We start from the raw sequence: 13,978 nt of genomic DNA, 5'->3' as shown, positions 1-13,978 counted from the left end.
GCCCACCAGCAGCGCCGCGCCCCGACCCGGGCCACCGCCCGGCCCGCCCGCCCGGTCCACGGCAGCCCGGCCGGCACCGGCCGCCTGGGCAGCCCCGCGAGACCGAAGAAGAGCGAGAACAGCAGCGAGAACAGGCACCCGCCGAGCAGGTCCGGCACCCACCCGTCGCTCACCGCGCCGAACCGGAACCCGAACCGCAGGTCGTCCGCCCACGCGACACCGATCCACAGCAGCATGCTCGCCCCGGACGTCACCACCGTCTGCCGGGTCAGGAACGCCCGCGGCCGCGACCGGGCCGACGGCAGCAGCAGCACCGTCCCCAGCGCGAACCCCAGCGTCTGCCCGGCCAGCGTCGCCAGCACCGCCACCACGTCGTGGACACTGGCCAGTTGGGCCGCCGCCCGCGCCAGCACCACCGGCACCAGCAGCGCCGACAGCATCGCCAGCGACACCAGCCCCGGCGCGAACACCCGGACGGCGGGCGGCAGCAGCCGGTCCAGCTCCCACCAGCCGATCCGGCCCCGGCCCCGCTCCTGGAGGGTCCGCGCCAGCAGCGTCAGCCTGCGCACCGCCTTCGGGGCCGCCCCCGGGCCCGCGTCGAGGAACGCGGCCGGGACGAACGCCTCCAGCAGATGCCCCTCGACGGCCTCCACCGTCGGCAGCCGCTCCTCGTCGAGGAGTTCGGCCGGGTCACGGGACGTGTCGTCCCCGTAGACCGCGCGGGCCAGCGCCACCATCAGCGGCGAGGTCAGCGCCAACGCGGCGGGCAGCTCCGGGCGTTCGGCCAGCACCCGCAGCACCGGCGTCCACACGGTCACCGGCCGCCCGCCGTCCGGGTAGCGCGGCCGGGACGTCCGCTCCAGGTGCGCACCCGCCTGCGACAGCGAGAGCGGCAGCAGCTCGACGACGTCCGCGCCGGTCAGCACGTCCCCCTCGGCGACCGCCGCCGCCCACGCCTCGCCGCGCCCGGTGAGCAGCAGCGGCAGATCGTCGTCCAGCTCGGCGTTGACCCGGCGCACGGCCAACGCGTAGACGGGCCTGGCCAGTTCGTCGAAGCCGTCGAGGACCGGCAGGACCAGGCCCGCGTCCAGCAGCGCGCGGGCCAGCGTGCGGCGTTCGTCGGCGGGCGCCGCGAGCGGCCGGTAGTCGAGGGCCAGCCGCTCGGCGAGCCAGTCGCGCAGCCCCGTCGTCTCCGGGTCCCAGCCCGCCAGCGGGAAGATCACCGGCACCGCGCCGCCCGGCGACCGCTCGGCCAGCCGGGCCAGCACGAACCGCATCGCCAGCACGCTCTTGCCCGACCCCGGCCCGCCCAGCACCACCATCCGGCGGCCGGGCAGTGCCGCGAACTCCGCGGTGACGTCGTCGAGCCGCCCGGCCCGCGGGGCGGGCAGCGGACGCGCCCTGCGGACGTTGCGGGGATGGTCGGCGAGCCGCCGGTCGGCCACCGTCCACCGCACCTCGAGCGGCGCCGGGTCCCGCAGCCGCCGCAGCCGCGCCTCGGCCGCCCACTGCTCCCGCACGGCGTCGGCGAGAGCGTCGGCCGCGGCACGCCGCCGCTCCTCGGGCGACCGGGACGAGGTGTCCGCGTCGCCCCGCAGGAAGTCCCCGACCAGGGCGAGCACCGACACGAACGCCCCGATCGCGGAGACCAGCACACCGGCGGTGGCCGCGTCCCGCCACCACAGGCGCAGCACCCCGGCCAGCGCGACCAGCGTCACCCCGCACACCGCGAGCCCCAGCCGCCGCCTGGCCCGCGTCCTCTGCCAACCGCCCCGCATACGCCGCTCCCGGGTGTCTCCGTCCCGCCCGTCCCTGCCGCAGCCCCCCGTTCTAACGCTCCCGCCGGACGCCCGGCGGCGCTTCCAACCCCGGACGGAGCAGCGCGCGGACGTGTTCGGGGGGCGGGCGGGGGCGCGGCGGGGCGGACACGCCGGAGGGGCCGTCCCACCGTGGGACGGCCCCTCCGACAGAGCGCGCCGACCCGGGGAGGAGGGCCGGCCGCGCGGATTCACCCGGCGTCGAGCACGTCCTGGACCTTCGCGCGGATCTCGTCCGTGGCCAGGCCGCGGATGGTCAGCGTGGTGCGGCGGCGCAGCACGTCGTCCTGGGTCTCGGCCCACTCGTGGTCGCGGGCGTAGACGACCTGCGCCCAGATCTCCGGGGCGTCCGGGTGGACGCGCTCGGCCAGCTCCGGGTTCTCGTTGGCGATCCGCGCGATGTCGAAGGCCAGCGAACCGTAGTGGGTCGCCAGGTGCCTCGCGGTGTCGGCGGACATCCGGGAGCCGCCCGCCGGGTTGTCCACGAGCAGGCGGTGGGCGACCGCGCGCGGGTTGGCGACGCCGGGCAGCGGCAGCTTCTTCGGCAGCGCGGAGATCGGCTCGAAGCCGTCGCCCAGCGGGTGGCCGGGCAGCGACTCCAGCTTCTTCATCACCGTGCGGCCGATGTGCCGGAACGTCGTCCACTTGCCGCCCGCGACGGAGAGCATGCCGCCGCGTCCCTCGGTGACCACGGTCTCCCGCTTGGCCTTGGCGGTGCTGCCGGGCCCGCCGGGCAGCACCCGCAGACCGGCGAACGCGTAGGTGATGAGGTCCCGGTCGAGCTGCTGGTCGCGCACGGAGAACGCGGCCTCGTCGAGGATCTGGGTGACGTCCTTGTCGTTGACGGCGACGTCCGCGGGATCGCCCTCGTACTCCTCGTCGGTGGTGCCGAGCAGCAGCATGTCCTCCCAGGGGAGGGCGAAGGTGATCCGGTACTTGTCGATCGGCGTGGCCAGCGCGGCCTTCCAGGGCGCCGTCCGCTTCAGGACCAGGTGCGCGCCCTTGGAGAGGCGGATCGACGGGGCCGCCTTCGGGTCCTCCATGCGGCGCAGGTGGTCCACCCAGGGGCCGGTCGCGTTCAGCACCAGCCGGGCGCTGACGCCGAACTCGTCGCCCGAGGTGGCGTCGCGCAGCTCGGCGCCGGTGACCCGGCCGTCGGTGAAGCGCAGACCGGTGACCTCGGCGTGGTTGAGGACGACGGCGCCCGCCTCGACGGCCGCGCGGACCGTCATCAGCGCCATCCGCGCGTCGTTCATCTGGTCGTCGCCGTAGACGGCCACGGCCTTGAGGTTCTCGGTGCGCAGCTCCGGCACGTCCTGGGCCGCCTTGGCGGGGGAGAGGAGGTGGCCGACGCCGTCGCCGAAGGCGGAGAGCGCGGAGTAGGCGAAGACGCCGGCGCCGAGCTTGGCCGCGCCGTGCGGGCCGCCCTTGTACACCGGCAGGTAGAAGGTGAGGGGGTTGGCCAGGTGCGGGGCGACCTGGCGGGAGACGGCGCGGCGCTCGAAGTGGTTCTCCGCGACCAGCTTCACCGCGCCGGTCTGCAGGTAGCGCAGACCGCCGTGGAGCAGCTTGGAGGAGGCGGAGGAGGTGGCGCCGGCGAAGTCACCGGCGTCGACCAGGGCCACCCGGAGCCCGGACTGCGCGGCGTGCCAGGCGGTGGAGATGCCCAGGATGCCGCCGCCGATCACGAGCAGGTCGTACGACGCCTTGGCGAGCTGTTCCCGGGTCTCGGCGCGGCTCGGGTGGGAGCCGGAGGCCGGGCGTATGCCCAGGGCGGGCACGGACTTCAGGGTGGACTGACTGGTCATGTGGGGTTCTTACTCCTCGACGTCCTGCGACGGGCGCGGGCGGCGGGTGAGCCGCCGCGCGGCCGTCGCTGAGCCGGTGGTTGACCGGCTCCCGACTAGTTCTCGTCGATCCAGCCCATGGTCCGCTCGACGGCCTTGAGCCAGCTCTTGTACTCGCGGTCGCGGGTCTCCGCGGCCATGTTGGGGGTCCACTCCGCGGCCCGGCGCCAGTTGGCGCGCAGGTCGTCGGTGCTGGACCAGAAGCCGACGGCGAGACCGGCGGCGTAGGCGGCGCCGAGGCAGGTGGTCTCGGCGACCATGGGGCGCACCACGGGCGCGTCCAGGACGTCGGCGAGGGTCTGCATCAGCAGGTTGTTGGAGGTCATGCCGCCGTCGACCTTGAGGGCGGTGAGTTCCACGCCGGAGTCCTTGGTCATGGCGTCGCTGACGTCACGGGTCTGCCAGGCGGTGGCCTCCAGGACGGCGCGCGCGATGTGCGCCTTGGTGACGTACCGGGTCAGGCCGGTGATCACACCGCGGGCGTCGGGGCGCCAGTACGGGGCGAACAGGCCGGAGAAGGCCGGGACGAAGTAGGCGCCGCCGTTGTCCTCGACGGTCAGGGCGAGCGTCTCGATCTCGGCGGCGGTGGAGATGAGGCCCATCTGGTCGCGCATCCACTGCACCAGCGAACCGGTGACGGCGATCGAGCCCTCCAGGGCGTAGACCGGCTTCTGGTCGCCGATCCGGTAGCCGACGGTGGTCAGCAGCCCCGAGTAGGAGTTGATGATGCGCTCACCGGTGTTCATCAGCATGAAAGTGCCGGTGCCGTACGTGGACTTGGCCTCGCCCTCGGAGAAGCAGGTCTGGCCGAAGAGGGCCGCCTGCTGGTCGCCGAGCGCGGAGGCGACGGGGATGCCGCCGAGCAGCTCGCCGAGCGGCCCGCCGGACACCTCGCCGTAGACCTCGGCGGAGGAGCGGATCTCGGGGAGCATCGCCATCGGCACGCCGATGGACTCGGCGATGCTCTCGTCCCACTCCAGGGTGTGCAGGTTCATCAGCAGGGTGCGGGAGGCGTTGGTGACGTCGGTGTAGTGCTTGCCGCCGTCGACGCCGCCGGTGAGGTTCCAGATGACCCAGCTGTCCATGGTGCCGAAGAGGATGTCGCCCGCCTCGGCGCGCTCGCGCAGGCCCTCGACGTTGTCGAGCAGCCAGCGGGCCTTGGGCCCGGCGAAGTAGGAGGCGAGGGGCAGGCCGGTCTGGCGGCGGAAGCGGTCCTGGCCGACGTTGCGCCCCAGCTCGCGGCAGAGGGCGTCGGTGCGGGTGTCCTGCCAGACGATGGCGTTGTGGACGGGCTCACCGGTGTTCTTGTCCCAGAGCAGCGTCGTCTCGCGCTGGTTGGTGATGCCGATGGCCTTGATGTCGTCCCGGGTGATGCCGGCCTTCTGGATCGCTCCGGCGACGACCTCCTGGACGTTGGTCCAGATCTCGGCGGCGTCGTGCTCGACCCAGCCGGGCTTCGGGAAGATCTGCTCGTGCTCCTTCTGGTCGACGGAGACGATGCGTCCGTCGCGGTCGAAGACGATGCAGCGCGACGAGGTGGTGCCCTGGTCGATGGCGGCGATGAACGGCCCGGCGGTGTGTGCGTCGGTCACGGTTGGCTCCTGGGGTCCGTAAGGGAAGTGGTCGGGGGCGGGGCGCGTCAGGCGAAGGCGAGGTTGTACAGGCCTGCCGCGAGGGCGCCGCCGATCAGCGGGCCGACCACCGGGATCCAGGCGTAGCTCCAGTCGGAGCTGCCCTTGTTGGGCAGGGGCAGGAGCGCGTGCACGATGCGCGGGCCGAGGTCACGGGCCGGGTTGATGGCGTACCCCGTGGGGCCACCGAGGGAGAGACCGATCGCGGTCACGACCAGGGCGGTGATCAGACCGCCCAGCGCGCCCAGGCCCTTGCCGTCGTCGCTGAGGCCCTGGGTGAGGACGGCGATGATCAGGACGAAGGTGCCGATGATCTCGGTGACGAGGTTCATCCAGGCGACGCGCACCTCGGGGCCGGTGGAGAAGATGCCGAGCACGGGGCCCGCGCCCTTCTCCTCGGCCTCGACGGACTTGACCCTGGCGGGCTGCTGGACCTCGCCGACGATGTCCTTGTCGGTCAGGTGCGCCTGGAACTGGCCGTAGTACGCGAGCCAGACCAGCACCGCGCCGATCATCGCGCCGAGCAGCTGGCCGCCCCAGTAGACGGGGAGCTGGCTCCAGTCGCCGTCCTTGATCGTGATCGCGAGGGTCACGGCGGGGTTGAGGTGGGCGCCGGAGAGCGGCGCCGACACGTAGACGGCCGTGAGGACCGCGAAGCCCCAGCCGAAGGCGATGGCGAGCCAGCCGGCGTTGCGGGCCTTGGAGGCCTTCAGGGTGACGGCGGCGCAGACGCCGCCGCCGAGCAGGATGAGTAGGGCGGTACCGATGGTCTCGCCGATGAAGATGTCGGAGCTGGACACCCGCGACTCCTTTGTCCTTCGTCCAGGGAAGCCGAACCCCGAGTCCCTTCGGGGGTCTGGCGCCCTCGTGGGTGAGAGCGATGACGGCCCTTGGCGTTGTCACACTCTAGCGCGTATTGCCGGTAGGTGTTCGACAATGCCGACCGATGGACGGGAGTCTGGCTCCGGCGTCACACGCACGTCAAGGGTTCTGTTGTCGAAAGAACGAGCGTTTTCGATTGCTGTGAGCTATCGATCTTGTACTGACGCCATTGTATGCTTTTGCGCCGAATGTCCCACTTGGGGGAAATCGGGCACGCGACAGCGGGCGGGACGCGGGCGGGCCGACCGACCCGGCGGCCGAGGCGGCGTACCGGTCGGTCGGATGGAGACTTCCGCCATCCGCGGCGTCAGAAACGCCCGGCGCCCAGGTCTCTCGACACCGCGCGGGCGCAGTCCCGCACCGCCGCGATCAGCTCGGGCCGCAGCTCGCCCGCCGGACAGAGCCGCTCCACCGCACCGGTGACACCGACCGCGCCCACCGGCATCCGCCGCCGGTCGTGGACCGGCGCCGCCACCGACGCCACGCCCTCCCAGGTCTCCTCCACGTCCGCCGCCCAGCCCCGCGCGCGCGTGAGGTCCAGAACCTGCTCGAACGCCTCCGGATCGTGCACGGTCCGGTCGGTGAACGCCGTGCGCCGCGACTCCAGCGCCTCGCTGTGCGCCACCGGGTCGTACGCCGACAGCACCTTGCCGAGCGCCGTCGAGTGCAGCGGCTGCATCGCGCCGATCTCCAGCACCTGCCTGCTGTCGTCCGGGCGGAAGACGTGGTGCACGATCAGCACCCCCTGCTGGTGCAGCACCCCCAGGTGGACGCTCTCCCCGCTGGAGCGGGCCAGGTCGTCCGTCCACACCAGGGCCCGCGCCCGCAGCTCGTGCACGTCCAGATAGGTGGTGCCCAGGCGCAGCAGCTCCGCGCCCAGCTGGTACCGCCCGGACGCCTCGTCCTGCTCCACGAACCCCTCCTGCTGGAGGGTGCGCAGGATGCCGTGGGCCGTGCCCTTGGCGAGACCGAGCGACGAGGCGATGTCCGACAGGCCGAGCCGTCGCTCGCCGCCGCCGAGCAGCCGCAGCATCGCCGCCGCCCGTTCGAGCGACTGGATGTTCCGTGCCATCGCCGTCCTGCCTCCGTCCCCATCGGCCGCGACGCGTCCGCGCCGAGGCCACCGTTCGGCAATGCCGAACACTACCGGTCCATGTCGACCTGCCGCCAACGAACGGCCGACCCCGGTCGCGTCACTCGTATCCCGACGACGACGCCCACGTCATCCTCGTCCGCCACGCGGACGCCGCGCCCGCTGCCGCGCCGACCCGGTTACTCTGGCCCGGTGCGCCCACCGCGGAGAGTTCCACGGACCGCGCAAAGCCGACAGCCGTCGCACATCAGGGAGCCCCTCCATGGCCTCGTCGCCACTGACCCCTTCCGCCGACAGCCGCACCCGTGTGGCCGCGCTCCGCGAGGCACTCGCCACCCGTGTGGTGGTCGCCGACGGAGCCATGGGCACCATGCTCCAGGCGCAGGAGCCCAGCCTCGACGACTTCGAGAACCTCGAAGGCTGCAACGAGATCCTCAACCTCACGCGCCCCGACATCGTGCGCTCCGTCCACGAGGAGTACTTCGCCGTCGGCGTCGACTGCGTGGAGACCAACACCTTCGGCGCCAACCACTCCGCACTCGGCGAGTACGACATCCCCGAACGCGTCCGCGAACTGTCCGAGTCCGGCGCCCGCGTCGCCCGCGAGGTCGCCGACGAGTTCACCGCACGCGACGGCCGCCCCCGCTGGGTCCTCGGCTCCATGGGCCCCGGCACCAAGCTCCCCACCCTCGGCCACGCCCCCTACACCCTGCTGCGCGACGCCTACCAGCAGAACGCCGAGGGACTCATCGAGGGCGGCGCCGACGCGCTCCTCGTCGAGACCACCCAGGACCTCCTGCAGACCAAGGCCGCCGTCCTCGGCGCCCGCCGCGCGCTGGAGACCGCGGGGCTCGACGCCCCGCTGATCGTCTCCGTCACCGTCGAGACCACCGGCACCATGCTCCTCGGCTCCGAGATCGGCGCCGCGCTCACCGCGCTCGAACCCCTCGGCATCGACATGATCGGCCTCAACTGCGCCACCGGCCCCGCCGAGATGAGCGAGCACCTGCGCTACCTCGCCCGGCACTCCCGCATCCCGCTCTCCTGCATGCCCAACGCCGGTCTGCCCGTCCTCGGCAAGGACGGCGCCCACTACCCGCTGACCGCGCCCGAGCTGGCCGACGCGCAGGAGACCTTCGTCACCGACTACGGCCTCTCCCTGGTCGGCGGCTGCTGCGGCACCACCCCCGAACACCTGCGCCAGGTCGTCGAGCGGACCCGCTCCCTGATCCCCACCGAGCGCCGCCCGCACCCCGAGCCCGGCGCCGCCTCCCTCTACCAGAGCGTCCCCTTCCGCCAGGACACCGCCTACCTCGCCATCGGCGAGCGCACCAACGCCAACGGATCCAAGAAGTTCCGCGAGGCCATGCTCGAAGCCCGCTGGGACGACTGCGTGGAACTCGCCCGCGAACAGATCCGCGAGGGCGCCCACATGCTCGACCTCTGCGTCGACTACGTGGGCCGCGACGGCGTCGCCGACATGGCCGAACTCGCCGGCCGCTTCGCCACCGCCTCCACCCTCCCCCTCGTCCTGGACTCCACCGAGGTCCCCGTGCTCAGGGCCGGACTGGAGAAGCTCGGCGGCCGCGCCGTCATCAACTCCGTCAACTACGAGGACGGCGACGGCCCCGACTCCCGCTTCGCCCAGGTCAGCCGACTCGCCCAGGAACACGGCGCCGCCCTCATCGCCCTCACCATCGACGAGGAGGGACAGGCCCGCACCCCGGAGAAGAAGGTCGCCATCGCCGAACGCCTCATCGCCGACCTCACCGGCAACTGGGGCATCCACGAGTCCGACATCCTCATCGACACCCTGACCTTCACCATCTGCACCGGCCAGGAGGAGTCCCGCGGCGACGGCATCGCCACCATCGAGGCCATCCGCGAACTCAAGCGCCGCCACCCCGACGTCCAGACCACCCTCGGCCTGTCCAACATCTCCTTCGGCCTCAACCCGGCCGCCCGCATCCTGCTCAACTCCGTCTTCCTCGACGAGTGCGTCAAGGCCGGTCTCGACTCGGCGATCGTGCACGCCTCCAAGATCCTGCCGATCGCCCGCTTCACCGAGGAGGAGGTCACCACCGCCCTCGACCTCGTCCACGACCGCCGCTCCGAGGGCTACGACCCGCTCCAGAAGCTGATGGCCCTGTTCGAGGGCGCCACCGCCAAGTCCCTCAAGGCCGGAAAGGCCGAGGAACTCGCCGCCCTCCCGCTCGACGAACGCCTCAAGCGCCGCATCGTCGACGGCGAACGCAACGGCCTCGAAGCCGACCTCGACGCCGCCCTGGAGACACGCAAGGCCCTCGACATCGTCAACGACACCCTCCTGGACGGCATGAAGGTCGTCGGCGAACTCTTCGGCTCCGGCCAGATGCAGCTCCCGTTCGTCCTCCAGTCCGCCGAGGTCATGAAGAACGCCGTCGCGCACCTCGAACCCCACATGGAGAAGTCCGACACCGAGGGCAAGGGCACCATCGTCCTCGCCACCGTCCGCGGCGACGTCCACGACATCGGCAAGAACCTCGTCGACATCATCCTCTCCAACAACGGCTACAACGTCGTCAACCTCGGCATCAAGCAGCCGGTCTCCGCGATCCTCGACGCCGCCCAGGAACACCGCGCCGACGTCATCGGCATGTCGGGACTCCTGGTCAAGTCCACCGTGATCATGAAGGAGAACCTGGAGGAGCTGAACCAGCGCGGCCTCGCCACCAGCTACCCCGTCATCCTCGGCGGCGCCGCCCTCACCCGCGCCTACGTCGAGCAGGACCTCCACGAGCTGTACGGCGGCGAGGTCCGCTACGCCCGCGACGCCTTCGAGGGACTGCGCCTGATGGACGCCCTCATCGGCGTCAAGCGCGGCCTGCCCGGGGCCAAGCTCCCCGAACTCAAGCAGCGCCGGGTCCGCGCCACCCCCACCGTCCAGACCGAGGAACGGCCCGAGGAAGGACACGTCCGCTCCGACGTCTCCACCGACAACCCCGTCCCCGAACCCCCCTTCCGCGGCACCCGCGTCATCAAGGGCATCCAGCTCAAGGAGTACGCGAGCTGGCTCGACGAAGGCGCCCTCTTCAAGGGGCAGTGGGGCCTCAAGCAGGCCCGCACCGGCGAGGGGCCCAGCTACGAGGAACTCGTCGAGACCGAGGGACGCCCCCGGCTGCGCGGTCTCCTCGACCGGCTCCAGACCGACAACCTCCTCGAAGCCGCCGTCGTCTACGGCTACTTCCCGTGCGTCTCCAAGGACGACGACCTCATCGTCCTCGACGACGCGGGCAACGAGCGCACCCGCTTCAGCTTCCCGCGCCAGCGCCGCGGCCGCCGCCTCTGCCTCGCCGACTTCTTCCGCCCCGAGGAGTCGGGGGAGACCGATGTCGTCGGCTTCCAGATCGTCACCGTCGGCTCCCGCATCGGCGAGGAGACCGCCCGCATGTTCGAGGCCGACGCCTACCGCGACTACCTCGAACTCCACGGCCTCTCCGTCCAGCTCGCCGAGGCGCTCGCCGAGTACTGGCACGCCCGCGTCCGCTCCGAACTCGGCTTCGCCGGGGAGGACCCCGCCGACATCGAGGACATGTTCGCCCTCAAGTACCGCGGCGCCCGCTTCTCCCTCGGCTACGGCGCCTGCCCCGACCTGGAGGACCGCGCCAAGATCGCCGCGCTCCTGGAGCCCGAGCGGATCGGCGTCCACCTCTCCGAGGAGTTCCAGCTCCACCCGGAGCAGTCCACCGACGCCATCGTGATCCACCACCCCGAGGCCAAGTACTTCAACGCCCGCTGACCCCTCCTCCCGGACAGGACGCGCACCGCGCCCGGCGACGCCGTACACTGGTCGGTCCACTGCAGGCCGGTTCCCCGCGCGGGAACCGGCCTGATCGTCCCCGAGGAGGTGCGCCAGGATGACCAGTACGGTCCCCGCGCTCGTGACCCCAACGGCCGAAGGATCGGCCCTGCAGGCCGTCCTCCTCGACATGGACGGCACCCTGGTCGACACCGAGGGCTTCTGGTGGGACGTCGAGGTGGAGATCTTCCGCGGTCTCGGCCACACCCTCGACGAGTCCTGGCGCCACGTCGTCGTCGGCGGACCCATGACCCGCAGCGCGGGCTTCCTCATCGAGGCCACCGGCGCCGACATCACCTTCGCCGAACTCTCCGTCCTGCTCAACGAGGGCTTCGAGAACCGCATCGGCCACACCCTGCCGCTCATGCCGGGCGCAGCCCGGCTCCTCGCCGAACTCTCCGCCCACGGCGTCCCCACAGCCCTGGTCTCCGCCTCCCACCGCCGCATCATCGACCGCGTCATCGCCTCCCTCGGCGCCCGGCACTTCGCCCTCACGGTCGCCGGCGACGAGGTCCCGCGCACCAAACCCCACCCCGACCCCTATCTGGCCGCCGCCGCGGGACTCGGAGCGGATCCGGCCAGATGCGCCGTCATCGAAGACACCGCGACCGGCGTCGCCTCCGCCGAGGCCGCGGGCTGCCACGTCGTCGCCGTACCGTCCCTGGCCCCCATCGACCCCGCCGCCCGCCGCACCGTCGTCCGCTCCCTCGAACAGGTCGACCTGCCATTCCTGCGCGGGCTGATCACCGCCCCATGACAGAAATGCGCCGGGCGTTCACCCAGCGTGCAACACCGATAACGAGGTAATTCCCTCACTCCGGCACGCCATAATTCACCACCTGGCGGATGGCCGAATTCCGGTGCGTCGCAACGGCGTTGGTTCCTGTGAGGTTCCCCACGTTCCTGGGGCTCGACAGTCGCAGGGGCGTGTGCTGTTCACCCCGATTCGGGCGGCGACGACGCGCCCTTGTGTCCCGATTGATGGAACGCTGCACTAATCCTTCCGCTGACGGGTTTTCGGTCCGTCCGCGACCGGTTCCGCAGCGTGATGGCAGCTCGACTCGACTCCCCGCCTACCCCCGTGCCGGTGCGGACTAATCTCGACGCGAGAACATCGCCCTTACCCCGTGATCCGCCCGCGACACCCCTTGCCCGCCGGATGCACGGACTCGACAGCTCTGGAGAAAAACGAGCATGAACCGCAAGACTTTGGTGCTGCCGGCCGTGGTGGGTCTGCTCGCGCCGGTGCTCGCAGCCTGCGGCGGGTCCGGCAGCGGGAGCGGTGGCGGCGATGCGATCGTCGTGGGCACCACGGACCGGTTCAGCGCCACCAAGGACGCCCCGGCCCCGGTCGACCCCGCCTACTCGTACGACGTCGGCACCTGGAACATCCTGCGCCAGACGGTCCAGACCCTCATGGTCCAGCCCAAGGGCGACGGCGACCCGGTACCGGAGGCCGCCGAGAGCTGCGGCTTCACCGACACCGGCAACGAGCGGTACGCCTGCAAGCTCCGCGACGGACTGAAGTTCTCCGACGGCAACGCGGTCACCGCGGCCGACGTGAAGTACTCCATCGACCGCGCACGGGCCATCAAGTCCGACTCCGGCGTCTTCGCGCTCCTGTCGACCATCGACACCGTCGAGACCTCCGGCGACCGCGACGTGATCTTCCACCTCAAGACCGCCGACGCGACCTTCCCGTACAAGCTGTCGACCCCCGTCGCCGGCATCGTGAACCCCGCGGACTACCAGAAGGACAAGCTCCGCGACGGCTTCGAGATCGACGGAAGCGGCCCGTACACGATGAAGGCCGACGTCAAGAACGACGTCATGGTCAAGGCCACCTTCACCAAGAACCCCCACTACAAGGGCGCTCTGAAGGTCAAGAACAACAAGGTCGACATGGTGTCCTTCGAGGATGCCGACACCATGGGCACCGCCATCAACAAGGGCGACATCGACGTCATGACCCGCAGCATGACGCCCGAACAGGTCCAGAAGCTCTCCACCGCGACCGACGGCGACGTCGACCTCGTCGAGATGGCCGGCCTGGAGATCCGCTACCTCGCCTTCAACACCAAGGCGCCCACGGTCAAGAACAAGGCCGTCCGCCAGGCCATGGCCGAGATCATCAACCGCGCCGAACTCGTCGCCAAGGTCTACGGCCAGCAGGCCGAGCCGCTCTACTCCATGGTCCCGGCGAGCATCACCGGCCACTCCAACTCGTTCTTCAACAAGTACGGCGACCCCAACGTCGCCAAGGCGAAGAACACCCTGGCCGCCGCCAACATCACCACCCCGGTGAAGCTGACCCTGAACTACACCACCGACCACTACGGCTCGGTCACCAAGAAGGAGTTCGAGCAGCTCCAGCAGCAGCTCAACGGCAGCGGCCTCTTCGACGTCACCATCAAGGGCGCCGCCTGGGACACCTTCGTCCCCGCCGAGCGCAAGGGCGAGTACGACGTCTGGGGCATGGGCTGGTTCCCCGACTTCCCCGACGCCGACAGCTACGTCGCGCCGTTCCTCGACAAGGACAACTTCCTCAACTCGCCGTACCGCAACAGCGAGGTCATCAACAACCTGATCCCGCAGTCCCGCCGCGCGGCCGACCGCCTCTCCGCCTCCGCGACGCTCCTCGAGATCCAGGACGTCGTCGCCGACGACATCCCCTTCCTGCCGCTCTGGCAGGGCAAGCAGTACGTCGCCGCCCGCGACGACATCACCGGCACCGCCTACGCCCTCAACTCCTCCTCCTCGCTCCAGCTCTGGGAGCTGGGCCGGGGCGTCGCCGGCTGACCCGCCACCACCCGCACCACGTCTGAGGGGCTCCACCCGACCGGGTGGAGCCCCTCACACATGGAGCAGGA

The 13,978-nt window shown here is 71.3% G+C and carries 8 protein-coding genes; 3 read left to right on the top strand and 5 right to left on the bottom strand.

What is annotated here, in order from left to right:
• The 5 genes from GA0115242_RS23975 to GA0115242_RS23955 form a co-directional block, all read right to left on the bottom strand.
• A partial coding sequence (locus GA0115242_RS23975; protein WP_141721733.1) for an NACHT domain-containing protein occupies positions 1-1,778 on the bottom strand: 1,778 nt, incomplete at its 3' end.
• A gap of 230 nt (positions 1,779-2,008) precedes the next feature.
• Complete coding sequence (locus GA0115242_RS23970; protein ID WP_093831804.1) at positions 2,009-3,625, bottom strand: glycerol-3-phosphate dehydrogenase/oxidase; 1,617 nt, start codon at positions 3,623-3,625, stop codon at positions 2,009-2,011.
• Between the two features lie 95 nt (positions 3,626-3,720).
• Positions 3,721-5,256: a glycerol kinase GlpK gene (glpK, locus tag GA0115242_RS23965; RefSeq protein ID WP_093831802.1), complete on the bottom strand. Its 1,536-nt coding sequence runs from the start codon at positions 5,254-5,256 to the stop codon at positions 3,721-3,723.
• A 47-nt stretch (positions 5,257-5,303) separates the two neighbouring features.
• Positions 5,304-6,095, bottom strand: coding sequence for an MIP/aquaporin family protein (locus tag GA0115242_RS23960; protein ID WP_093831800.1), 792 nt, complete (start codon positions 6,093-6,095; stop codon positions 5,304-5,306).
• A 389-nt stretch (positions 6,096-6,484) separates the two neighbouring features.
• Positions 6,485-7,249 (bottom strand): IclR family transcriptional regulator, encoded by a 765-nt coding sequence (locus tag GA0115242_RS23955; protein ID WP_093831798.1) that lies wholly within the window; start codon positions 7,247-7,249, stop codon positions 6,485-6,487.
• Positions 7,250-7,532: 283 nt separating this feature from the next.
• On the opposite strand from GA0115242_RS23955, the gene metH reads away from it, so the two are divergent.
• The 3 genes from metH (at position 7,533) to GA0115242_RS23940 (ending at position 13,907) form a co-directional block, all read left to right on the top strand.
• A complete protein-coding gene (metH, locus tag GA0115242_RS23950; protein WP_093831797.1) occupies positions 7,533-11,048 on the top strand; it encodes a methionine synthase in 3,516 nt (1,171 codons plus the stop codon).
• A gap of 118 nt (positions 11,049-11,166) precedes the next feature.
• Positions 11,167-11,865: an HAD family hydrolase gene (locus GA0115242_RS23945; protein WP_093831794.1), complete on the top strand. Its 699-nt coding sequence runs from the start codon at positions 11,167-11,169 to the stop codon at positions 11,863-11,865.
• A gap of 437 nt (positions 11,866-12,302) precedes the next feature.
• Positions 12,303-13,907: an ABC transporter substrate-binding protein gene (locus tag GA0115242_RS23940; protein WP_093831792.1), complete on the top strand. Its 1,605-nt coding sequence runs from the start codon at positions 12,303-12,305 to the stop codon at positions 13,905-13,907.
• Positions 13,908-13,978: the final 71 nt, after the last annotated feature.

The organism is Streptomyces sp. SolWspMP-5a-2 (assembly GCF_900091845.1).
GTDB lineage: Bacteria > Actinomycetota > Actinomycetes > Streptomycetales > Streptomycetaceae > Streptomyces > Streptomyces doudnae.
The sequence above is the reverse complement of the archived record's forward strand: the minus strand, read 5'-3'. Positions and strand labels throughout refer to the sequence as shown.

Bases quoted from the DNA above. Each gene is read 5' to 3' on its own strand.
- GA0115242_RS23945 (WP_093831794.1), top strand. From the start codon at position 11,167: ATGACCAGTACGGTCCCCGCGCTCGTGACCCCAACGGCCGAAGGATCG.
- GA0115242_RS23955 (WP_093831798.1), bottom strand. From the start codon at position 7,249: ATGGCACGGAACATCCAGTCGCTCGAACGGGCGGCGGCGATGCTGCGG.
- GA0115242_RS23970 (WP_093831804.1), bottom strand. From the start codon at position 3,625: ATGACCAGTCAGTCCACCCTGAAGTCCGTGCCCGCCCTGGGCATACGC.
- GA0115242_RS23940 (WP_093831792.1), top strand. From the start codon at position 12,303: ATGAACCGCAAGACTTTGGTGCTGCCGGCCGTGGTGGGTCTGCTCGCG.
- metH (WP_093831797.1), top strand. From the start codon at position 7,533: ATGGCCTCGTCGCCACTGACCCCTTCCGCCGACAGCCGCACCCGTGTG.